This window comes from Devosia honganensis, from assembly GCF_042648785.1.
Taxonomy (GTDB): Bacteria; Pseudomonadota; Alphaproteobacteria; order Rhizobiales; family Devosiaceae; genus Devosia; species Devosia honganensis.
In genome coordinates this window covers 1,193,297-1,213,976 of record NZ_JBHRYD010000001.1, presented here as the reverse complement: position 1 = coordinate 1,213,976, position 20,680 = coordinate 1,193,297, and the positions used below count along the sequence as shown (strand labels likewise).

Below are 20,680 nucleotides of genomic sequence, written 5' to 3'. Positions count from 1 at the left end.
GCTCGCTGTAGTTGACGATGCCGGGCTGACTAGGAGGCGCGGGGGGCCAGAATGTGGGCATCGCCGCCACAATGCCGGCCGGCGGCCGCTCCGGCGGCGCAGCAGCAGGAAAATCCGTTAACCCTGACGTGAAGGAGGCTGTAAACCTTAGAATTCGAATCCGGTCTTTTGCCGAATCGGTTTCACGAAAAGGCCGGATTCCCGGAGCGGGTAAAATCGCTTTGCCCGGTGTGGCCGATGGGCAACGGTTCCGGGAAAGCGTGTCCGGCTGGCGGATTTTACCCGGAGCAGCGCGAAAAAGGCCGGAAAACCGGCTCCCGCAGACGCCAAGCGGGGCGAGAATGTGGCAAGAACGGGCCTTCACAGGCAAAAAAACGGGCGACGGCCATGCCATCGCCCGAGCGCATCAAGGCAGGAGGAAGAAAATCAGCCGCGCGGTTGCGGCACGATGCGCAGATATGGCTTCAACTCGGTCCAGCCCTCGGGATATTTCTGCCGGGCGGCCTCGTCGCTGACGGCCGGCACGATGATGACGTCCTCGCCCTGCTGCCAGTTGACCGGGGTAGCCACCTGATGCTCGGCAGTGAGCTGCAGGCTGTCGATGACGCGCAGCACCTCGTCGAAATTGCGCCCGGTCGAGGCGGGATATTCGATCTTGAGCTTGACCTTCTTGTCCGGCCCGATGACGAAGACCGACCGCACGGTGAGCGTATTGTCGGCATTGGGATGGATCATGTCGTAAAGGCGCGAGACCGTGCCGTCCGGATCGGCGAGCAGCGGGAAGTTGAGCGCCGTGCCCTGGGTTTCCTCGATATCCCTGGCCCAGCCGCCATGGTCCTCGAGCTTGTCGACGGACAGGCCCAGCACCTTGACGCCGCGCTTTTCGAATTCGGGCTTGAGCTTGGCGGTATAGCCCAGCTCGGTGGTGCACACGGGAGTGAAATTCTTCGGGTGGCTGAACAGCACCGCCCAGGATCCGTCGATATAGTCGTGGAAATGGATGGTGCCCTCGGTGGATTCGAGGGTGAAATCGGGGGCGGTGTCGCCGATCAATATCGCCATAATGGTATCCTCTTTGTCGCCCTCGGGCGAGACGCTGTGCCTGGCCCAGAATATCGTACCTGGTACCTGCGGTTAAAGGGTCGGTTTCCGGAACGGTTTTGCCTAGTTGGCCGTGCCGGCGCCAAGGCTTTGCCGGAAGCCGCCGAAAGCCGGAAAGCGGCGCCAGCTATTGGCCGGTCACCATGACCGAGCCCTGCATGGGCCGAGCCGCGGGAGCGCCGTGGGTCCAGGTGACGTCGCGCCCATCGAGCGGCACGACCGACAGGCTCATCTTGCCCGAGCCCTGCTGGATCTGGCGGGCATGGGCGAGATAGACGAGAGAATTATTGGCCGCGTCATAAAGGCGGGTGACGCGCAGCGACTTCCAGATCAGCGAGCGGCCCTGCTGGAAGATTTCCTCGCCCCCGCTCCTGAGGCTGATGTCTCCCACCACGATGGGGCCACCGTTGGCGGCGCAGTCGAGCGCCGAATAGGACGGGTCCTCGAACCAGTTGCCCTGGCTCAGGCGATCGATGAAGGAACGATTGAAAAAGGCGAGGTGGCACACGACCCCCTCCACCTCCGGATCGGCCACCGCCTCGATGGAAATATCGTTGCCGGTCCAGTCCACTCCGACGCTGCCCACATCGGCGGACCTGCCGCAGGCGGCAAGGGCGAGAGCAACGAAGGCGCCGAGCGCCAGACGGACAAAGGGATGCATGGGACGGCTCCGATCGGTGGTCGGCCTTAGAAATGGGACGGCAGCGGGCTTTGCGCAAGGCATCGCAGCCGGATCAGCGCCCGGCCTTGCGGTCCATGGTCCGCTCCAGCCAGCGCACCAGCAGCGAGAGCGAGATGGTCATGGTCAGGTAGAGGAAGGCGACGACGTTGTAGGTTTCGAAGAACAGGAAGCTGCTGGCCGCCGACAGCTTGCCCAACTGGGTGATGTCCTGCACCCCCAGCGCCGAGACCAGCGCCGAATCCTTGACCATGGAGACGAAATCATTGCCCAGGGGCGGCAGGATGGTGCGCAGCGCCTGCGGGAAGATGACGAGACGGAAGCAATGCCAGCGCGACAGGCCCAGCGAGCGGGCCGCCTCGATCTGGCCGCGCCCCACCGCCTCGATGCCGGCACGGAAGATCTCGGCGATGAAGGCCGAATAGCAGATGGTGAGCGCGAAAATGGCGCGCCAGACGAAATCGAAGCCGCGCACCGTGGCCGCCGGCACCCAGCCGGCCCCGATCAGCGGCGCCATGACCCAGTTGAAGGCCTCCACCATGGCCGGCGCGGCGACGAAGGCGATGTAGAACAGGAAGACCAGTATGGGGATGCCGCGGATGATCTCGACATAGAAGGTGGCGATCTCGCGCAGGACGCGGATGCCCGAGGTGCGCGCCAGGGCGATAAGGAGGCCGACAAGGGTGGCGGCGATGAAGGCGGCGAAGGTGACCCAGAGCGTGGTCAGCACGCCGCTCGACAACGCCCGGAAGATGCCGGCATAGGTGGAATTGCCGGTGATGGCCCACAGGCCGAGCACGAACAGCAGCAGGATGGCGAGCAGCCACCAGGGCAGGCGGGCGAAGAGCGAGGGACGGCGGGGGCGATAGGTCATCGGGCGGGTAACTCTTCGACCGGAAGGCCAGGGCCGTTGCGGCCGTCGCCGCCGGGACTGTCCCGGCGGCCCATGCATTTGATGTGCCATCGAAGGATTGCCGGGACAAGCCCGGCAATCCCATGCGGAGCGGGAAGGAAGGAAGCCTATTCCGCCGCGTAGTCGAAGAACCAGTAATTAATGCGCTCGTCGAGCCAGCCTTCCTCGCGCAACTGGTCGAGGGCGGCGTTGAAGGGCTCGACCAGGTCCGAGCCCGGCGTGAGGATGAAGCCGAGCGGATCGGACTTGATGCTCTCGCCCACCTGTTTGAAGGCGCCCGGGTCGGCGCCGATATAGCCGGTGGCGGCGGCCTGGTCGGCGATGATGGCGTCGACGTCCCCCGCCTTGACCGCCTGCACCGCGGCCCCGAAGCTGTCGAAGGTGCGGACGCGCGGATTGGCCTCGTCCCCGTCGAGCACGTCGTAAATGGCCGTGTAGAAGGAGGAGGTGCCGGCCTGGGCGCCGAACAGCAGGTCGGTATTCTCCGCGAAGCTCTCCGGCCCCTCGATGCGGTCCTCGTCGGCGCGGACGAGGAAATACTGCTCCACGGTGATGAACGGCTCGGTGAAATCGACCTGGCCGGCGCGCTCGGCGGTGATGGTGATGCCGTCGGCGCCGATGTCGAACTGGCCGGCGCGGACCGATTCGATCATGACGTCCCATGCGGTGAGATTCCAGTCCACCTCGGCATTGAGGCGGCGGGCCACCTCCTCGATGACGTCATATTCGAGCCCGATGCCCTCACCGCTCTCCGGATCGGCGAAATTGAGCGGGTAATAGGCGTTCTCGGTAACGGCGTGGATGGTGCGCCCGCCCAGATCGGGCAGGTCCTGGGCATGGGCAGGCACGGCAGCAAGCGCGAAGGCTGCGGCGAACAGGGCGAGGGTCTTGGTCATCTGGCGGTCTCCCGGAAACAGTCGCCGGGAGACTAGACCAACCGGCCCGACTTTGTGAATGGGCGGCGCTCCGGCTCAGGCCTCGTCGGCCAGTTCGGCGCCCGGGCCGTTCTTCTTCAGCGAGTCGATGGCGTTCTTGGCCGAGGCCTTGGAGGCGTAGGTCTCGGTGCGCACCATGGTTTCGCCATTGGAGGCGACGAAGCGCACGAAATGCTGGCCATCCTTGGAGGCGACGATCTCGAAGCGGTAGCCCGAGCCGGTCTCGTCCCGCGAGAGGTCGACGATGATGGCGTCCGGCGCGTTCTTTTTCAGCGAGTCGATGGCCGATCTGGCGCTGGCTTTCTGCTTGTAATTCTCCGACCAGAAGATCTTTTCCGAATTATAGGAAAAATCGAACTTGAACTGGTCGTTCGCGGCCGGAGTGATGTTGAATTTATGCGCCATGACGCTTGGCTCCCTTGAGTCTGGTGGGAGGAGACTAGCGCAATGGCAGGAATTGAAAACCCCGATATGCGTCGCCGGCGCGGGCATATCGGGGCAATGCGGGCTATTCGATCCACACGATGGTGCGGCTCGAGGGATCGATCAGCGCCGGCCGGTCATCGATATAAACATAGCCGTAATAAGGATCGTCCGGCAGCGGGGTGATGACCGTTCCTTCGGGCAGGACATAGCCCACCACGGGATCGCCCTGCGCATTGACCGGGGCCACCGGATTGGCGACGGCGAAATCGGCCGCTGACCGGCTCACCACATAGCCGGGCGAATAGACCAGGGTGGAACTGGCCATGTCCACGATCCATACCCGGCCATTGGCGTAGATATAGCCATGGGCCGGATCGCCCTCGACCGGATAGACGACGACGTCGGGCGGCAGCGCATAGCCGACGCCGAGCGCGCCATCGATATAGACCGGGTCGACTGGGGTGGCGGCGACATAATCGAGCGTCGAGGTTTCGATGCCCGCCTCGGCGCCGATCACCGCACCGGCGAAGCCGCCCACGATCGCCCCGATGGGGCCGCCAACCAGCCCGCCCACGACGGCGCCGGTCGCGCCGCCGCTGGTGGCACCGATGGCGGCACCGGCATCGGCATCGCCCTGGGCCATGGCCGGGACGGCAAGGACGAGCGAAAATGCGGCCATCGAGGCCAGAAACATCCTATTCATCTGATCTTCCTTTCCTGCAGCGCGGCCCGGACAGACCGCGCCTGCGGCTGGGGACGCCGCAGCGTCCGGTTTCGCCCCTGCACACGAACGGGGCGAAAAGGCCGAATGTTCCGGAAGCGGACGGAATGTGATGAAGGTGTGGAGCGGGTGCCCGCGGCCTGCCGCGGCGGCGCCGATATCTGTGCCCGCCCGCGAAGGGGGAGCAAAGGCCACGATTCCGCCTGACGATGAAAGGCCCTAAGATCGCTCCACCGGAGCGATTTTGCGCTTCTGGCCGGGGCTCGCCCTGCGAGCGCAGCTCTTCGGGCCTGACTGCCTAAAATCGCTCCACCGGAGCGATTTTGCGCCTCTGGCGCCGGCAGTCAGTCATCGCCCATTTTCAGGGCCTTGATGAAGGCTTCCTGGGGGATTTCGACCGAACCGAACTGGCGCATGCGCTTCTTGCCCGCCTTCTGCTTTTCGAGCAGCTTGCGCTTGCGCGTGGCGTCGCCGCCATAGCATTTGGCCGTCACGTCCTTGCGCATGGCGCGCACCGTCTCGCGAGCGACGATCTTGCCGCCGATCGCCGCCTGGATGGGAATGACGAACAGGTGCGGCGGGATCAGCTCCTTGAGCTTTTCGCACATCACCCGGCCGCGGCTCTCGGCCACCGAGCGGTGCACCAGCATGGAGAGCGCATCGACCGGCTCGGCATTGACCAGGATGGAGAGCTTGACCAGATCCCCCGGCCGATGCTCGGACAATTGGTAATCGAAGCTGGCATAGCCCTTCGAGATCGACTTGAGGCGGTCGTAAAAATCGAACACCACCTCGTTGAGCGGCAGGTCGTATTCGACCATGGCGCGCTGCCCCACATAGGAGAGGTTGCGCTGGATGCCGCGGCGGTCCTGGCAGAGCTTGAGGATCGCGCCCAGATATTCGTCCGGCGCCATGATGGTCGCCTTGATCCAGGGTTCGCGGATTTCCTCGATCTTCATCACGTCTGGCATGTCGGCCGGATTGTGCAAATCGATGGTCTCGCCGCTGGTCAGCTCGACCTCATAGACCACGGAGGGGGCGGTGGCGATGAGATCGAGATTGAACTCCCGCGAGAGCCGCTCCTGGATGATTTCCAGATGCAGCAATCCCAGGAAGCCGCAGCGGAAACCGAAGCCGAGCGCTGCCGACGTCTCCATTTCATAGGAGAAGGAGGCGTCGTTGAGCCGCAGCTTGCCCATGGCGGCACGCAATTCCTCGAAATCGGAGGCGTCGACCGGAAACAGGCCGCAGAACACCACCGGCTGGGCGGGCCGGAAGCCGGGCAAGGCCGCGGCGGTGGGCTTTTTGTCGTCGGTGATGGTGTCGCCCACATTGGTGTCGGCCACCTCCTTGATGGAGGCGGTGAACATGCCCAGCTCGCCTGGACCCAGCTCGGGCACTTCCACCAGCTTGGGGGTGAAGACGCCGACGCGGTCGAGCTCGTAGACGGCGCCCGAGGCCATCATGCGGATTCTCTGGTGCTTCTTCATCACCCCGTCGATGATGCGCACCAGCACCACGACGCCCAGATAGGTGTCGTACCAGCTATCGACCAGCAGCGCCTTGAGCGGCGCCCCGGCATCGCCCTCCGGCGCGGGCAGGCGATGCACGATGGCCTCGAGCACGGTGTCGATGCCCATGCCGGTCTTGGCCGAGATTTCGAGCGCGTCGGCGGCGTCGATGCCGATGACATCCTCGATCTGCGCCTTGACGCGCGGAATGTCGGCGGCGGGCAGGTCGACCTTGTTGAGCACCGGCACGATCTCGTGGTCGGCCTCGAGCGCGTGATAGACATTGGCGAGGGTCTGCGCCTCGACGCCCTGGGAGGCGTCCACCACCAGCAGCGAACCCTCCACCGCCGCCATCGAGCGGGAGACCTCATAGGCGAAGTCGACGTGGCCGGGCGTGTCGATGAGGTTGAGGATATAGGTTTCCCCGTCCTGGGCCTTGTAGCTCAGCCGCACCGTCTGAGCCTTGATGGTGATCCCGCGCTCGCGCTCGATCTCCATATTGTCGAGCACCTGCTCCTTCATCTCGCGCGTATCGAGTCCGCCCGTCGTCTGGATCAGGCGGTCGGCCAGGGTCGATTTGCCATGGTCGATATGAGCGACGATGGAAAAATTGCGGATATGGGAAAGCGGCGTTGTCATGCCGCGCTGATAGCAGAAGGCGCGATCCCCCGAAAGATGGTTTCCGTCACCTTAACCCGGCCTTCGGCGCCGCGGAGCGGCACGGACCTCGCGGGAGGGAATTTATTGTGCGTTTCCGCAATGAAATGCAGAAATTCCGGCGCAGTCGCGCCTATTGTCCGTCCGGATAGACTGAAAATGCCGTGACCGGTCTGCTAGTCTGGCGTGACGGGGTTGTCCGGCGTGGAGGGCGAGATGGACGATGTGATCATTCTGGGTGCGGGCATCGTCGGGGTGGCGACCGGTATCCATCTGCTGCGGCGCGGACGCGGAGTGACTCTCATCGACAAGAAGGAGCCGGGGCGGGAAACCTCCTTCGGCAATGCCGGCATCATCCAGCGCGAGGGGGTGCGGCCGCACCCGTTCCCGCGCGACCTGCAGACGCTGGCGCAGGTGGGGCTGCACCTGTCCACCGCCGCGCGCTACGAGCCGCTGGCGCTGCCCAGGCTGGCGCCGCCGCTTTTGCGCTATTGGTGGGAATCCTCGCCCGAGCACTATCGGCGCGTGGTGGAGAATTATGCGCCGCTGATCGGCCGCTCCATCCTCGCCCATGCCGACCTCATCGCCGAGGCCGGGCCGGACGCCGAAAAGCTGGTGGCGCGCAAGGGCTGGTATCTGGCCTTTCGCAGCCACGACAGGCTCGAGCGGGAAATCGCCAAGGCCGAGACCGACCGGACGCGGTTCGGCATCGGCTTCGAGGTGATGGACTGGCCGGAATTGAAAGCGGCCGAACCGCATCTGCGCGGCGGACTGGTCGGCGCCATCCACTGGACCGATCCCTGGACGGTACGCGATCCGGGGGCGCTGGTGACCGCCTATTTCAGGCTGTTCGAGCGCCTGGGCGGCAAATTCGTGCGCGGCGCCGCAGGGAAGCTGGAGCGCGAGGACGCCGGCTGGAGCGCCAGCGTCGAAGGGCAGCGCCATAGGGCAAAGCAGGCGGTGATCGCGCTCGGCCCCTGGGCGCCGGACGTGCTGGAGCCGCTGGGCTATCGCCTGCCGCTTTTCGTCAAGCGCGGTTATCACATGCATTATCGCGCCCCCGAGGGCGTCGCGCTCGAGCATGTCCTGCTCGATCCGGAAGTGGGCTATGCCATGGCCCCGATGGCGCAGGGCATCCGCATCACCACCGGGGCAGAATTCGCCATGCGCGACGCGGCCCCCACTCCCATCCAGCTCGGCAAGGCCGAAAAGGCGGCGCGGGAAATCTTCCCCCTCGGGGAACGGATCGACGGCCAGCCCTGGAAAGGCGCCCGCCCCTGCACGCCCGACATGATGCCGATCATCGGCAAGGCCCCGCGGCACGAGGGCCTTTACGCCGGGATCGGGCACGCCCATCACGGCTTCACCCTGGGCCCGGCCACCGGCGAATTGCTGGCCCAGGCTATGACCGGCGAGCCGACCGCCATCGACATCCACCCCTTCCGCATGGAGCGGTTCCTGGGGGGTTAGGCGCTTCCCCTGCCCGCAGGAAAGGTCGGCGTCAAGGCGCCCCCCCCGAATGCTTCCTGATCTCGTCGGGGTCGACATTGCGCGCCTCTTCGAGGCTGAGCAGGGGCACGCCCTTGACGATAGGGAAGGCGAGGCGCGCGGCGACGGAGATCAGCTCGGACCGGTCGGCGGAAAGGGTCAGCCGCGTCTTGGTGAGGGGGCAGACCAGCATTTCGAGCGCCCGCTTGTCCACCACGTGATGCGGTTCTGGCCGCGGGTCCGTCATCAGTTGATCGGCGCCGCGCCGGAGCCGCCGCGCGCCATCTCGTATTCGGTCATGGCGATCAGCGTCTCGGCCCGGGTCTCCAGCGTCGGGGCTTCCAGCAGGGCCTGTTTTTCTGCCGCGCCATAGGGCGAGACCATGCAGCAGAAATTGACCAGATCGGCCGTCCCGGTATCTTCGATCTCTTCCCAGTCGACCTCGATATGGGCGAATTCGGCATAGTCCCGCATCATTCTGACGAAGCGGGCGCGATCCACCTTGTCCTCGCCGAGATCGCGCGAGAAATCCGAGGCGAATTCCTCGACCGCGATCGCGCATTGGCGATAGGGCGTCGTCACCGTCAGCTCATGGGCCAGCCGGAAACGCGTCACTCCCTCGAGGATGATGAAATAGCGCTCCTCGCCGCTTTCCTCGAAATGGGTGATGCGCCCCAGGCAGCCGATCCGCTGCAGCGGCGCCCGGCCCCTGGGGCTTTCCTCGCTCGTGTCCTCGGGCTGGATGAGGCCGATCAGCCGGTCGCCGCGCAGCGCCGCATCCACCAGTTCGACATAGCGGGGTTCGAAGACGTTCAGCGGCCGATGGGCGTAAGGCAGCAGCAGGGCACCGCTCAGGGGAAAGACCGGAACGGATCTGGGCAGATCGGCCGGGCTGGTCGGTCGCCTGGACATGGCTCTTTCTCTCAGGAGAACAGCGCGGCCGACAGCAGCCGCCGGCCCTTGATCGTCGCCGGGTCCTTGGGGCCCCAGGCCTCGAAGAATTCCAGCAGCTTCTTGCGGGCGCCCTGCTCGTTCCAGTCGCGGTCCCGCTTGAACAGCGCCACCAGCGCTTCGGCCGCCTCGAGGCGCCGCCCCTCGGCGTTGAGCACGATGGCCAGCTCGAGCCGCGCCTGGTGGTCGTCCGGATTTGCGGCGATGGCCGCCTCCAGCGCCGCGGCCCCGGAAAGGCCGGCGGCCTCGTCGCGCAGGCGAATGGCATTGGCGAGAGCGGCATAGGCATCGCCCTCGCGCGCCGCCTCGGGCACCATGTCCAGCGTCGCCCGGGCCTGCTCCACCTCGTCGGCCTGCATATAGACCTCGGCCAGGCCGATCAGCGCCTCGGCATGGTCGGGCACGCGCTGCAGCACCATGGCATAGATCTGCGCCGCCTGGCCCAGCTCGCCCGCCTCGGCGGCCTGCCGCGCGGTCTTGAGCGCCTCGGCGATCTGGCCCTCGAGCGAATCGGCATCGGGCTGCCGCTCGGGCGCGGCGGCGATGACCCGTTCGGCAAAGCGCCTGACCTCGCTTTCGGGCATGGCGCCCATGAAGCCGTCGACGGGCCGGCCGCCGGAAAACGCGAAGACCGCGGGAATGGATTGCACCCCCAGCTGGCCGGCGATGGCGGGATGCTCGTCGATATTGATCTTGACGAGGCGGATCTGGCCGGCCTTTTCGGTGACCACCTTCTCGATCGCCGGTCCGAGCTGGCGGCAGGGGCCGCACCAGGGCGCCCAGAAGTCGACCAGCACCGGCGCCTCATGGGAGGCGTCGATCACATCGGCCTTGAAGCCGGCATCGCTGCCGTCGCGGACAAGGGAGGCGGTGGCGGTGGCGGCGGCGGGCGCGCCCTCGAAAGACATGGTCATGACAATGTGCTCTTCAGCATGGTGAATTGCGGGTCCAGCGATCCTTTTGCGCCGCCGGAGCCGCCGGTGGCAAGCCCCGATGCCCTCGGCCGCCCGACAAGATGGCACGGCGATGAAAATCCGGGTTGCAATCGGCGGGGCGATTGGGCATATAAGCGCGCGTCGAGGCACTTCCAAGTGCCCGGCGCGGAGCGCGGGTGTAGCTCAGGGGTAGAGCATAACCTTGCCAAGGTTAGGGTCGTGGGTTCGAATCCCATCGCCCGCTCCAAAATGCTCTTGTTAGCTCAAGGGTTTACGATCAAAAGGCTGGGCCTGGCGCCCGGCCTTTCGTTTTTTGGGCAGCACCGGGGCAGCACGCTAAAAGGCCGAATTGTGGCTAAAACCTGGCACTTCCAATACTCTATTCAATGCGGACATCTGTCGCGCGTCGGCGTGGTCAAATGCTGTGTCGGCCTTCGACGCAAAGTTTGAGGCACGATCGCGGAGATTGGCGTGGCGGTTGGACGCAAGCAATTGGCACGTCAAGTGGCGGAAGAACGAGCAAAACCCATTGCCTAGCCGATGATTTCAGCAGACCGGTCGCTATCCCCTTGTTGAAGGCGATTGCGCTTCCCAAGCGCCTACTCGCCGACAGGGCTTATGATGCCGACAGTCTCCGCAACTGGCTCAAGCGCACCAGGATCAAGGCCGCCATCCCGCCCTCGGCGGTATGCAGAACGCCATACCCGCTTCACCGAGAAGCCTATCGCCGCCGCAACGTCATCGAGCGCGTATTCTGCAAGCTGAAGAAGTAGCGACGCATCGCGACACGATACGATCGCCTCGCACAGAACCACATCTCAACTCTCGCTCTGGCCGCAATAATCTCAACCTGGATCTGAATGAGTCCTCAACTTAGTCCGACATCGATAATGCAGACGATACGCGTTCGGCTGTCTCGCGCAGCAGCGGGACGAGTTTCTCGGTGATCTCCGCGCTGGTGTAGTCAGTTGTCTGAACAGTCAGGCCGAGTGCTAGCCCCGGGAATTTGCTGGTGACGACGAGCACCGACGCGCCGGTGAAGCCGAGCGCGAGTTCTTCCTCCACGAGACTGTAGCCAAGTTCCTTCACCCGCTCGACCGCGCGCCGCAGGGTTTCCGGTGATGTGTTGGTTTTCGGAGTTAGCTGGGCCAGCGGAGCGGCCACCACGGCTTCGAGCGCCACATCCGAATTGGCGAGAAGAATGCGCCCCATCGCGGTGCAGTGAGCCGGAATGCGTGAGCCGACGCTTATTCGCATCGTGACCAGTCGTCGGATTTCCGGCGGAGGGGCGACGCGGGCCAGGTAAAGGATGTCGCGACCGTCCAGCACGCTCAGATTGGTGACGCCACCAGTCTGTGCTGCCAGTTGCTCAAGGAAAGGCGTCACCGTTGCTCCAATGCCAAGGCTGCGGAGCGCAGCATAACCCAGTTCCAGCACCGCAGGCGTCAGGTGGTAGCGCTTCGCGCCGGCGTCGACGGTCACATAACCCTCGGCAACCAGCGTTCTCATAAACCGCAGAACAGTCGGTTTGGGCAGTCCTGAGCCGTCAGCGATTTCGCCCAAAGTCGGAGTGGGGCGGTCATTGAAGAGGCGAAGAATCTGTAGACCTCGCGAAAGTGATCTGTTAAGAACATTCATTCTTCGAAACTCGATTTCATCTAGTGAAAAATAGGATGGTTTGACCTATGGCGCAAGAGAGAAAGTTCGGATCCCCAGAAAATGCGTTGACTCTGGTCAAAGTCGCTGAACTGGTCGCCCGATGAGCGAAGCAGATGTGCTCCGGCCGGGCCTCGATCGGCTTGTTGCTCTCTGGAACGAGCGTGGCGGCAGTCTCGTCTCGCGGCGCCTTGAGGGCGCGCTCGGTCGCAGTTTCCGGATCGAGGAGCTTGGTGGCCCTGTGTTTCACCTGCAGCTCACGCGTGAGCGGGCCTACCTCGGCGAAGGGCCGGGCGAGCACGCGCCTCATGCCGAAATCACTATGTGCCGTTCCGACTGGGCGCGCGTGCTGAGCGGCGAGTGGAGCATCATCGCCATCGTTCTCGCCGGCCGCGCTCCTTATCCAAAGCACCAACGTCGCTATCTCATGCAGCTTTCGCTCGTGCTGCAGACTCTCCTTCTGTCCGAGGCCAGTTCCAAATGACCGCCGCTACCGATCCTGCGCGCTACACTATTCCTCCGGCGACGGCGGAACTTGCGCGCTTTGCCACTGAATTGTCTTATGACGACATTCCCGCCGACGTGCTGACCATTGCCCGCGAGCAGGCCGTTGCAACCATCGGCTCATGTCTGTCCGGCAACCACATGGCGGCCATGGTCAGCATGGCTGACGGCATGGGTATCCTTGGAAGCGGTGAAGTTGCGACGGTCTTTGGCCGCGCCGAGCGCGTCCCGGCGCCGACCGCTGCGCTCTACAATGCCGGCACCGCCCAGGTCATCGAGTGGGACGACTGGGTCATCATCAGCCATTCCGGTGGCGCTGTTGTGCCCACCGCTTTCGCGGCCGGCGAGCAGGCCCGCGTCTCGGGTAAAGAGATTCTGACATCGATCGTCCTCGGCGATGAGGTGAATGCCCGTACGTCACGCGCCATGCAGCGCGGCGCGTATGTCGGCAATTCGATGCCCAACCACCAGATCGAGACTGCGCTGATGGCTGCCCGCCTGTTCGGCTGCGACTTGACCGAGACTCGATGCGCCGTGGGTCTTTCTGCATTCCTCGCGATGGAAAACTGCCCGATTGGCTGGACGTCGGACAGTAAGGTCCTCATCAATGGTCTCCCTGCGATGTGGGGTATTGTCTCTGCCAGTCTCGCCAAGGCTGGTCTGCGGGCCAATCAAGAAATCATCGAGCATCCCGCCGGCTTCATGAGCACGGTTTCCGAAGAAGTCGATGCTGACGAACTGGTCTTCGGGCTCGGCACCGAGTGGCATACGCGCACACTCAATACGAAACGGCATCCCTCCTGCGCCTACAATCTGCCTGCTATCGAATGCGCCATTGCGCTGCATGATCGCATTCCGGGCTTCGATCCCGCCCGCGTCGAGAACATCGTCGTTCATGGTCCCGGCGTGACGGCCTATGTCGCCGCCCGGTATCAGGCGGTAGAGCCGTCGCTTTACGAGGCGATCCGCGAAAAACGCTATTCGCACGTGCCGCTCTGCTTCGATGCCGGCTTTGCGACTGTCGCAAGCCTTGCCGATGGCGAGCTGACGTGGCGTCAGTACCAGGATGAGCGCATCTTCTCGCCAGAGATTCAGCGCCTCGCTGCGCGCGTCAGCTTCCGCACGGACGCCGCAATGCATCGCGCCTATTACGCCGACTATCAGTATGGCGCACGCGTTGTCCTGACGATGGATGACGGCCAGGAGTATGTGGAAGAGCGGCTGCAACTTCTCGGTGCGCGCGACCGCCCCTACGATCACGCTGACAAGTTCCGCGAGGGCGCTGAAGGCATCCTGTCGGCCGCCCAGACCGAAGAGGCGCTCGCAGCCCTCCGCGCGCTCGACACGGTCGACGACATCCGCGAAGTCGCGGCTCTGCTGAGGCCGAGATGACTGAGAAAAAGCACCTCGTTGAGCCGGCGCGGAAGACGCCTGTTCGTTATGAAGTCGATGTCCTTGTTGTCGGCGGTGGTTCTGCCGGGCTGATCGCAGCGGTTGCTGCCTCACGGCAAGGCGCGAGCGTATTGCTCGTGGAGCAGAACGGCTTCCTCGGCGGCACGCTGACCATGACTACGGTCGGCAGTATTTGTGGCCTCTATACCGTCGACGACGAGGAGGTGACTCCGATCATCGGGGGCATCGGCGCCGAACTGATGGCGCGCCTCGCGCAGGCTGGCGGGGCCCGTGGTCCCGAGCGCTGGTTGAAGACCGCGTCGATGCTCTACGACCCCGTGCTGCTGCGCCTGTTCGCAGACGACCTTGCGGCTGAAGCCGGTGTTGAGGTTGTACTTCACTCGACTGCCGTCGGGAGCGTGATCGAGGGAGAACGCCTAAACGGCGTAATCTTTGAAAGCGGAAGCGGACGCTGGGCGGCTCTTGCCAAGGTCGTGGTCGACACGACTGGCGATGGCGACATAATGGCGCTCAGCGGCGCGGCATTCGAGTATGACCGTGACGAGATTCAGGCCTCAACCGCGATGTTCCAGCTCGGTGGTGTCGATACAGAGCGCGCCATGCGCATCGGGCGCGAAGACCTCCATGGGTATCTCGAACAGGCGGTCGCTGCGGGCGTCGAATTGCCACGCACTGCCGGGGGGATGTTCAGTCTCCATCCCGGCTTTGCCCATATGAACATCACCCGCGTTCGTGGCAAGGATGCGGTGCTCGATCCGCTGGACGCAGCCGGGATTTCTGCCATCGAGGTCGAAGGGCGGAGACAGATTCAGCTCTACCACGACGCTTTCCGCCGCTTCGTGCCCGGTTTTGAGAGCAGTTTCGTAGCCGCAATCGGCTCACATATCGGGTTGCGGGAAAGCCGCCGCCTCTCGGGTGTCTACCGTCTCGAGCTCGAAGACGTGCTCGGCGCGGCGCGTTTCGATGATGTCATCGCCTGCGGAGCATGGCCGGTTGAAGATCATGCCGGAGGTCGTTCCACGCGGTGGGTCTTTCTGGAGCCAGGCACCTACTACCATCTGCCTTATCGCATGCTCTTGCCCCAGACCGTCGACGGCCTGCTAGTCGCCGGACGCTGCGCGTCTGCGAGCCACGATGCCCACGCCTCGATGCGTGTGGCAGGTATCTGTTTTGCGCTGGGTGAAGCGGCAGGCGTCGCCGCCGCCCAAGCAGCAGCTGGAGGAATTGCGCCGCGCGCCGTCGATGTCAGGCGGCTGCAGCGGCAGCTCATCGCTCAGGGGGCCTTCCTGGGTGATCCCGGAGGAGTGGGCTGAGCAGCGCTGCTGAACCCACGGTAACGACCAACAGAACTAACAGGGAGAAGAGAAGTGATCCGAATACTATCGGTCCTGACGGCCGCTTTGATAGGGCTAACGTCCATCACCGGCGCCCAGGCGCAAAGTTCAAACACGTTGACCGTGGCCGTGCCGTTCGAGCCGCAGACCCTCGACTCGATGTCGTCGACGACCGACCTCGTTGCGCTCATTACCGGCAGCGTGCTTGAGCCACTTTATGCATTTGATGCCGAGTGGAAGCCCGCACCTGTACTGGCCGCCCGCCTGCCCGAGATCAGCGCAGATGGCACTGAAGTCACCATTCCGCTGCGCACGGGCCTCAAGTTCCACGACGGCAGCAACATGGACGCCGCCGACGTTGTCGCTTCTCTGCAGCGCTGGATCAAGCTGTCCCCCCGCGGCCAGATCGCCGGGAAAGTGGTCACCGACATCGCCGCTGTCGATGACGCCTCGGTAAAGATCACGCTTTCGCAGCCCTTCGCGCCACTTCTGCCGCTGCTCTCCTTCAACACCGGCGCCGCCGTCGTGTTCCCCGAGGAAGTCATCGCCGGAAACCCGGACACTCCGATTACCGAGACGACTAAGATCGTCGGCACGGGCGTGTTTCAGCTGGCCGAACACGTGCCGGATCAATTCGTTCGCCTCGTGAAATACGAAGATTACACCTCCCCCGAGGGCGAGCCCTCGGGCTTTGCCGGGTCCCGCTCTGCAGGGGTCGACGAGATCCGCTTCTTCCCGGTGCCTGACGGCAATACCCGTCTGAGCGCCCTGATGTCGGGTCAGTATGACATCGTGCTCGGCCTCTCGCCCGAGGCCCACCCCCAAGTGTCCCGCAATGCCGACCTCGCGACCAACATCATCCGTCCCAGTGGCTGGCTGCTGTTCGTCGAGAACACCAAGAAGGGGCCAACGTCCAACGAGAAGTTTCGTCAGGCGGTGCAGGCTGCGCTGAACCACGACGACATCATGCTTGCCGCCTATGGCATCCCTGATTTCTACACGGTCAGCCCGAGCCTCTACGCCGAAGGAACGAGCTTCTACTCAGAAGCCGGTGCCGAACGCTACAATCAGAAGAACATCGAGACCGCAAAAGCGCTGCTGGCCGAGTCCGGCTACAATGGCGAACCGTTCCGCCTCCTGACCAGTCAGCAATACGACTTCGTCTTCAAAGCGGCTGTCGTAGCTTCAGAGAACCTTCGTGCCGCCGGCATCAATGTCGAGCTCGTCAACCTCGACTGGGCCAGCATGCTGCAGCAGCGCAACGACGACACGAGCTGGGAAGCGTTCATCAGCTTCTTCGGCTTCGTTCCCGAGCCCTCGCTGCTCGCGACGTTCAACCCCACCTGGTACGGCTGGTGGGATGACGCCGCCAAGACCGCCGCGATGGATGCGTTCACCTCTACCGTCGATCCGGCCGAACGCCTACAGAAGTGGGACGCGCTTCAGACCGAACTGCTGCAGCAGGCTCCATGGGTGCAGCTCGGCAGCTTTGCCGAAATGGTAGCGACGTCTGCGTCGGTTCAGGGTCTCCGTCCCGTTCCGTTCCTGCCGCTGTGGAACGTCACGAAGTAGTAAACGATAGCGGGCGCCCGGCCGATCGCCGGGCGCCTCCAAACCTCAAGGAGCGCCCTCGCGATGAGTTACACACTGCAGCGAATCGCCGGCATGATGGTCGTGATGTTCTTCGTCGTGAGCATCGTATTCCTTATCGTCCATATCGCCCCGGGAGATCCGGCGGTTGTAATGCTCGGTCCGAGCGCGTCCGAGGAACAGGTCGCAGCATTGCGCGCGGCCTGGGGCCTCGATCGGCCGCTGTTCGGCCAATATCTGCTCTTTCTTGGCCAGCTCGTGCAAGGCGACCTCGGACAATCCATCTTCCTTGGAAAGCCGGTGCTCGAACTACTCGCTGGACGCGCCGAGCCGACATTCTTCCTCACCATTTTCTCGACCGTTGTCGCCTGCCTCATCGCGATTCCGCTGGGGGTCTATGCCGCTTACCGGCGGAACAGTCTGTGGGATCGGCTCGCGACCTCGTTGGCAATGCTCGCCGCGAGCGTTCCGAGCTTCTGGCTCGGGCTCATTTTGATCCAGACGCTGTCACTGCAGTTCGGCTGGTTCCCGGTCTCCGGCTATGGCGGTCCCGGCGCCGACTTCATGACACGTCTTCACCACCTGTTTCTGCCGGCGGTTTCGCTCGGCATCTACTCGTCGGCTTTGATCCTCCGCTTCACGCGGGCAAGCATGCTGGACGTGCTGAGCGAAGACTACGTCCGCACGGCCCGCTCCAAGGGTATGGGCGAGTTTCGCGTCGTGATGAAGCACGCCTTCAAGAACGCGCTTGTTCCCATCGTCACTATTGTCGGTATGACCATGGCCTTGCTCGTTGCGGGGGCCGTCATCACTGAAATGGTGTTCGGTTTGCCCGGTGTCGGCAACCTCATTGTCACCTCGGTGCTGCGCCGTGACTATCCGGTCATCCAAGGCACGCTGCTCGTGGTTTCGCTGATCTACGTCCTCATGAACTTCCTGATTGACATGCTCTATCTCGTCATTGATCCGAGGGTGAAATACTGATGGGCGAAACGCTCTCGACGCTCCGCATGCGCCCGCTTGTTGCCACCGGGGTCCTGGTGCTCGGCACTATTGTCGTCCTCGCTGTGGCGGCTCCGCTGATCGCTCCGCACGATCCGGGTGCACTGGCAATTACCAACCGGCTTAAGCCGCCGGGCGGCGACTGGTGGTTCGGCACCGATGAGTTCGGGCGCGATATCTTCAGCCGCACTCTCCATGCAGGCCGGCTCTCGCTGCTGGTCGGCGCCGGCGTCGTCCTCATCTCGGGTATCATCGGCATTTTGCTCGGTATACTTGCCGGGTTCTTTCCACGGCTCGACACGATCGTCGCCCGCTTCATTGACGCGCTGATGGCGTTTCCGGACATTCTCCTCGCTGTGGCGCTGGTCGCTGCGCTTGGGCCCTCGCTTTTCACTGTCCTCGTGGCGCTGGGCGTAGTCTATGCGCCTCGTCTCGCCCGGGTCGTCCGCGCCTCGACGCTGATCATTCGCGAGTTACCCTATGTCGAGGCTGCACGCGCACTGGGCGTTCCCACATGGCGGATCATCGTCCGCCACGTACTGCGCAATCTGGCGTCACCGATCCTCGTGCAATGTACGTTCATCTTTGCCTACGCGATCCTCGCGGAAGCCGGCCTTTCGTTCCTCGGCCTCGGCGTCAACCCGGAGATTCCTACCTGGGGCACCATGATCGCCGGCGGCCGCTATTACGCCGGACAGGCCGACTGGATGACGGTGTTCCCGGGTCTTGCCATCATCCTCGCAGCGCTTTCGCTCCAGATGGTGGGTGACGGTCTTCGTGATCTTCTCGATCCGCGGCTGGGGCGCGACCTGTGATGGCACTCGACGAAGAACTCATCTTGTCAATCGACAACCTGCAGACGCATTTCGGCGTCCGGCAGATCGTCAAAGCGGTCGATGGCGTGCAGCTGCAGGTGCGCCGGGGCGAGACGGTCGCTCTGGTAGGTGAATCTGGTTCGGGCAAGTCTGTGACGAGCCTTTCCGTCATGCGGCTGCTGAGTCACCCCGGACGGATCGTAGGCGGCAGCATGCCGTTCCGGCGGACCGCTGGCGATGTAATTGATCTCGCCACCGCGTCAGAAAAGGAGATGCGTCGTATTCGCGGACGGGACATCGCGATGATCTTCCAGGAACCGATGACCTCGCTAAATCCGCTTCTAACCGTCGGTGACCAGATCGGAGAGATGATCGCGCTCCATTACCCGGTCTCCAAGTCCGAAGCACGTAGGCGGGCGAAAGAGATGCTGGAGCATGTCGAAATCCCTGGCGCCGCGAGCCGTCTCGACAACTACCCGCACGAGATGTCGGGTGGCATGCGGCAACGTGTGATGATCGCGCTTGCTCTTGCATGCGAGCCAGCCCTGCTCATCGCGGACGAGCCGACGACGGCGCTCGATGTTACTATCCAGGCACAGATCCTCGACCTGTTGCGCAGGCTGCAAGAGTCGAATGGTATGAGCGTCCTGTTCGTAACCCACAATCTTGGTGTCGTAGCGGAGATCGCACACAGCGTCGCTGTCATGTACGCAGGACGCATCGTCGAGCAGGCGCCGGTGGGCGATCTATTCGCCCAACCAAGCCACCCCTATACCCGTGGGCTCATGGCCTGCGTACCGAATGCTGCCTTACACCGGAGCAGCGATGGAGAGCGCCATCGGATGACGCCGATCCCCGGCGACGTTCCCAATCTTGTCTCTCCCCCTTCGGGTTGCGCCTTCCATCCGCGTTGTTCCTACGCCGTCGCACAGTGCACGACCGAACCGCCGTCACTCGCAATTGTCGGGGATCGACATTTGAGCCGCTGCTGGAGGAGCAACGAGGTATGAGTCCCAGCCCAGCCAATTCAGACATTCTTCTGTCGATAGAGGGCCTGAGCAAGGTGTTTCGCACCAAGCGCGGCACCGTGCACGCGGCCGAGGATGTGAGTTTCGCGGTCCGGCGTGGAAGCATTGTCGGCCTTGTCGGTGAATCCGGATCGGGCAAGACCACCGTTGGACGCACGCTGCTTCGGCTCACCGAACCGAGCGGTGGGCGGGCGATGTTCGATGGAGTCGATCTGTTCTCGCTACCGCCGCGAGAGATGCGTGACTACCGGCGCCGTCTGCAAATTGTCTTTCAAGATCCGATGTCGAGTCTCAACCCGCGTCTGAGGGTCGGTCAGATCATCGCCGAGGGCCTTGAGGTGCATGGCACATCGGCAGCGCGTCGTGAGAAGAGGGTCGCCGAACTCCTGTCGCAGGTAGGTCTCCGTCCAGAACACGCCACGCGCTTCCCGCACGAGTTCTCGGGCGGCCAGCGCCAGCGCATCGGCATTGCCCGCGCGCTGGCGGTGGAGCCCGAACTTATCATTGCCGATGAGCCGGTCTCCGCGCTCGATGTTTCAGTGCAGGCGCAGATCCTCAATCTGATCCTCGACCTGCAGCAGCGTTCGCCGCTCGCCATCCTGTTCATCGCTCACGACCTCGCGGTGGTCGAGTACATTTGCGACGAGGTTGTCGTCATGTATCTCGGCCGCATCATGGAGAAGGGGCCGAGTAAGGCCATCTACGCCGCACCACGCCACCCCTATACGCAGGCGCTGCTCGCGAGTGTGCCGCGGGCGGACCCTACCGCCACACGTGAGCGAGTGGTGCTGCAGGGAGATATTCCCAGTCCTCTCAATCCGCCCAGCGGCTGCGTGTTCCGTACCCGGTGCCGATTTGCGCTGCCGGTCTGCGCCGAGGCCGTGCCCCCGGCGGTCGACACGGGTGGCGGGCATGTTGTTGCCTGCATCCGCCGGGACGATCCGGAAGTGAAAGCTGCCGCCGGCGCTGTGGCGACAAACTAGCCGCCGAGAACGAGCGCTCAAAATTGAGGGCCGGCCTG

Annotated in this window: 21 protein-coding genes, 1 tRNA gene and 1 pseudogene; 11 read left to right on the top strand and 12 right to left on the bottom strand. The window is 63.8% G+C overall.

From position 1 onward, the window contains the following. Positions 1-426 precede the first annotated feature (426 nt). From ACFOOL_RS05835 to lepA, 7 genes are all read right to left on the bottom strand, one after another. Entirely contained in the window at positions 427-1,062 is a 636-nt protein-coding gene (locus ACFOOL_RS05835; protein ID WP_380095735.1) for a peroxiredoxin, read from the bottom strand. A 166-nt stretch (positions 1,063-1,228) separates the two neighbouring features. Further along, on the bottom strand, positions 1,229-1,762 hold the full coding sequence (locus ACFOOL_RS05830; RefSeq protein WP_380095733.1) for a CreA family protein: 534 nt from the start codon (positions 1,760-1,762) through the stop codon (positions 1,229-1,231). Between the two features lie 73 nt (positions 1,763-1,835). Then, positions 1,836-2,654, bottom strand: coding sequence for an amino acid ABC transporter permease (locus ACFOOL_RS05825; protein WP_380095731.1), 819 nt, complete (start codon positions 2,652-2,654; stop codon positions 1,836-1,838). A 146-nt stretch (positions 2,655-2,800) separates the two neighbouring features. Beyond that, the gene (locus tag ACFOOL_RS05820) at positions 2,801-3,589 is read right to left on the bottom strand and encodes a substrate-binding periplasmic protein (RefSeq protein WP_380095729.1); all 789 of its coding nucleotides are present in this window, start codon (positions 3,587-3,589) and stop codon (positions 2,801-2,803) included. Between the two features lie 75 nt (positions 3,590-3,664). Then, on the bottom strand, positions 3,665-4,033 hold the full coding sequence (locus ACFOOL_RS05815; RefSeq protein WP_380095727.1) for a YegP family protein: 369 nt from the start codon (positions 4,031-4,033) through the stop codon (positions 3,665-3,667). A gap of 103 nt (positions 4,034-4,136) precedes the next feature. Then, the gene (locus ACFOOL_RS05810) at positions 4,137-4,757 is read right to left on the bottom strand and encodes a DUF1236 domain-containing protein (protein WP_380095725.1); all 621 of its coding nucleotides are present in this window, start codon (positions 4,755-4,757) and stop codon (positions 4,137-4,139) included. A gap of 362 nt (positions 4,758-5,119) precedes the next feature. After that, positions 5,120-6,925, bottom strand: a complete 1,806-nt coding sequence (gene lepA, locus ACFOOL_RS05805) for a translation elongation factor 4 (protein WP_380095723.1) — start codon at positions 6,923-6,925, stop codon at positions 5,120-5,122. A 234-nt stretch (positions 6,926-7,159) separates the two neighbouring features. Between lepA and ACFOOL_RS05800 the strand changes: the two genes are divergently transcribed. After that, entirely contained in the window at positions 7,160-8,413 is a 1,254-nt protein-coding gene (locus tag ACFOOL_RS05800) for an NAD(P)/FAD-dependent oxidoreductase (protein ID WP_380095721.1), read from the top strand. Positions 8,414-8,444: 31 nt separating this feature from the next. Here ACFOOL_RS05800 and ACFOOL_RS05795 read toward each other — a convergent pair whose 3' ends face one another. The 3 genes from ACFOOL_RS05795 to ACFOOL_RS05785 are packed head-to-tail and all read right to left on the bottom strand — an operon-like array spanning position 8,445 to position 10,296. Continuing rightward, a complete protein-coding gene (locus ACFOOL_RS05795; RefSeq protein ID WP_380095719.1) occupies positions 8,445-8,678 on the bottom strand; it encodes a Trm112 family protein in 234 nt (77 codons plus the stop codon). Then, complete coding sequence (locus tag ACFOOL_RS05790) at positions 8,678-9,343, bottom strand: LON peptidase substrate-binding domain-containing protein (RefSeq protein WP_380095717.1); 666 nt, start codon at positions 9,341-9,343, stop codon at positions 8,678-8,680. The genes ACFOOL_RS05795 and ACFOOL_RS05790 overlap by 1 nt, the downstream gene beginning before the upstream one ends. A gap of 11 nt (positions 9,344-9,354) precedes the next feature. Next, positions 9,355-10,296 (bottom strand): tetratricopeptide repeat protein, encoded by a 942-nt coding sequence (locus ACFOOL_RS05785; protein WP_380095716.1) that lies wholly within the window; start codon positions 10,294-10,296, stop codon positions 9,355-9,357. Positions 10,297-10,489: 193 nt separating this feature from the next. Between ACFOOL_RS05785 and ACFOOL_RS05780 the strand changes: the two genes are divergently transcribed. Beyond that, positions 10,490-10,564: transfer RNA gene (locus tag ACFOOL_RS05780), tRNA-Gly, on the top strand. A 139-nt stretch (positions 10,565-10,703) separates the two neighbouring features. Then, a complete protein-coding gene (locus tag ACFOOL_RS05775; protein ID WP_380095714.1) occupies positions 10,704-11,090 on the top strand; it encodes a transposase in 387 nt (128 codons plus the stop codon). Between the two features lie 100 nt (positions 11,091-11,190). On the opposite strand, the gene ACFOOL_RS05770 is transcribed toward ACFOOL_RS05775, so the two are convergent. Both ACFOOL_RS05770 and ACFOOL_RS05765 read right to left on the bottom strand, forming a co-directional pair. Beyond that, complete coding sequence (locus tag ACFOOL_RS05770; RefSeq protein WP_380095932.1) at positions 11,191-11,799, bottom strand: IclR family transcriptional regulator; 609 nt, start codon at positions 11,797-11,799, stop codon at positions 11,191-11,193. Further along, positions 11,800-11,955, bottom strand: a pseudogene (locus ACFOOL_RS05765) (helix-turn-helix domain-containing protein); the annotation flags it as partial. Positions 11,956-12,076: 121 nt separating this feature from the next. On the opposite strand from ACFOOL_RS05765, the gene ACFOOL_RS05760 reads away from it, so the two are divergent. The 8 genes from ACFOOL_RS05760 (at position 12,077) to ACFOOL_RS05725 (ending at position 20,642) form a co-directional block, all read left to right on the top strand. Then, entirely contained in the window at positions 12,077-12,457 is a 381-nt protein-coding gene (locus tag ACFOOL_RS05760) for a hypothetical protein (protein WP_380095712.1), read from the top strand. After that, on the top strand, positions 12,454-13,869 hold the full coding sequence (locus ACFOOL_RS05755) for an MmgE/PrpD family protein (RefSeq protein ID WP_380095710.1): 1,416 nt from the start codon (positions 12,454-12,456) through the stop codon (positions 13,867-13,869). Before ACFOOL_RS05760 ends, ACFOOL_RS05755 begins: the two co-directional genes overlap by 4 nt. Continuing rightward, positions 13,866-15,203: an FAD-dependent oxidoreductase gene (locus tag ACFOOL_RS05750; RefSeq protein WP_380095708.1), complete on the top strand. Its 1,338-nt coding sequence runs from the start codon at positions 13,866-13,868 to the stop codon at positions 15,201-15,203. The genes ACFOOL_RS05755 and ACFOOL_RS05750 overlap by 4 nt, the downstream gene beginning before the upstream one ends. A 54-nt stretch (positions 15,204-15,257) precedes the next feature. Further along, the gene (locus ACFOOL_RS05745) at positions 15,258-16,796 is read left to right on the top strand and encodes an ABC transporter substrate-binding protein (RefSeq protein WP_380095706.1); all 1,539 of its coding nucleotides are present in this window, start codon (positions 15,258-15,260) and stop codon (positions 16,794-16,796) included. Positions 16,797-16,859: 63 nt separating this feature from the next. After that, on the top strand, positions 16,860-17,798 hold the full coding sequence (locus tag ACFOOL_RS05740) for an ABC transporter permease (RefSeq protein WP_380095704.1): 939 nt from the start codon (positions 16,860-16,862) through the stop codon (positions 17,796-17,798). Beyond that, entirely contained in the window at positions 17,798-18,631 is an 834-nt protein-coding gene (locus ACFOOL_RS05735) for an ABC transporter permease (protein ID WP_380095702.1), read from the top strand. Before ACFOOL_RS05740 ends, ACFOOL_RS05735 begins: the two co-directional genes overlap by 1 nt. Next, positions 18,631-19,641, top strand: a complete 1,011-nt coding sequence (locus ACFOOL_RS05730) for an ABC transporter ATP-binding protein (RefSeq protein ID WP_380095700.1) — start codon at positions 18,631-18,633, stop codon at positions 19,639-19,641. Before ACFOOL_RS05735 ends, ACFOOL_RS05730 begins: the two co-directional genes overlap by 1 nt. Continuing rightward, a complete protein-coding gene (locus ACFOOL_RS05725; RefSeq protein ID WP_380095698.1) occupies positions 19,638-20,642 on the top strand; it encodes an ABC transporter ATP-binding protein in 1,005 nt (334 codons plus the stop codon). Before ACFOOL_RS05730 ends, ACFOOL_RS05725 begins: the two co-directional genes overlap by 4 nt. Positions 20,643-20,680: the final 38 nt, after the last annotated feature.

Bases quoted from the DNA above. Each gene is read 5' to 3' on its own strand.
- ACFOOL_RS05835 (WP_380095735.1), bottom strand. From the start codon at position 1,062: ATGGCGATATTGATCGGCGACACCGCCCCCGATTTCACCCTCGAATCC.
- ACFOOL_RS05830 (WP_380095733.1), bottom strand. From the start codon at position 1,762: ATGCATCCCTTTGTCCGTCTGGCGCTCGGCGCCTTCGTTGCTCTCGCC.
- ACFOOL_RS05825 (WP_380095731.1), bottom strand. From the start codon at position 2,654: ATGACCTATCGCCCCCGCCGTCCCTCGCTCTTCGCCCGCCTGCCCTGG.
- ACFOOL_RS05820 (WP_380095729.1), bottom strand. From the start codon at position 3,589: ATGACCAAGACCCTCGCCCTGTTCGCCGCAGCCTTCGCGCTTGCTGCC.
- ACFOOL_RS05815 (WP_380095727.1), bottom strand. From the start codon at position 4,033: ATGGCGCATAAATTCAACATCACTCCGGCCGCGAACGACCAGTTCAAG.
- ACFOOL_RS05810 (WP_380095725.1), bottom strand. From the start codon at position 4,757: ATGAATAGGATGTTTCTGGCCTCGATGGCCGCATTTTCGCTCGTCCTT.
- lepA (WP_380095723.1), bottom strand. From the start codon at position 6,925: ATGACAACGCCGCTTTCCCATATCCGCAATTTTTCCATCGTCGCTCAT.
- ACFOOL_RS05800 (WP_380095721.1), top strand. From the start codon at position 7,160: ATGGACGATGTGATCATTCTGGGTGCGGGCATCGTCGGGGTGGCGACC.
- ACFOOL_RS05795 (WP_380095719.1), bottom strand. From the start codon at position 8,678: ATGACGGACCCGCGGCCAGAACCGCATCACGTGGTGGACAAGCGGGCG.
- ACFOOL_RS05790 (WP_380095717.1), bottom strand. From the start codon at position 9,343: ATGTCCAGGCGACCGACCAGCCCGGCCGATCTGCCCAGATCCGTTCCG.
- ACFOOL_RS05785 (WP_380095716.1), bottom strand. From the start codon at position 10,296: ATGACCATGTCTTTCGAGGGCGCGCCCGCCGCCGCCACCGCCACCGCC.
- ACFOOL_RS05775 (WP_380095714.1), top strand. From the start codon at position 10,704: ATGCGGACATCTGTCGCGCGTCGGCGTGGTCAAATGCTGTGTCGGCCT.
- ACFOOL_RS05760 (WP_380095712.1), top strand. From the start codon at position 12,077: ATGAGCGAAGCAGATGTGCTCCGGCCGGGCCTCGATCGGCTTGTTGCT.
- ACFOOL_RS05755 (WP_380095710.1), top strand. From the start codon at position 12,454: ATGACCGCCGCTACCGATCCTGCGCGCTACACTATTCCTCCGGCGACG.
- ACFOOL_RS05750 (WP_380095708.1), top strand. From the start codon at position 13,866: ATGACTGAGAAAAAGCACCTCGTTGAGCCGGCGCGGAAGACGCCTGTT.
- ACFOOL_RS05740 (WP_380095704.1), top strand. From the start codon at position 16,860: ATGAGTTACACACTGCAGCGAATCGCCGGCATGATGGTCGTGATGTTC.
- ACFOOL_RS05735 (WP_380095702.1), top strand. From the start codon at position 17,798: ATGGGCGAAACGCTCTCGACGCTCCGCATGCGCCCGCTTGTTGCCACC.
- ACFOOL_RS05730 (WP_380095700.1), top strand. From the start codon at position 18,631: ATGGCACTCGACGAAGAACTCATCTTGTCAATCGACAACCTGCAGACG.
- ACFOOL_RS05725 (WP_380095698.1), top strand. From the start codon at position 19,638: ATGAGTCCCAGCCCAGCCAATTCAGACATTCTTCTGTCGATAGAGGGC.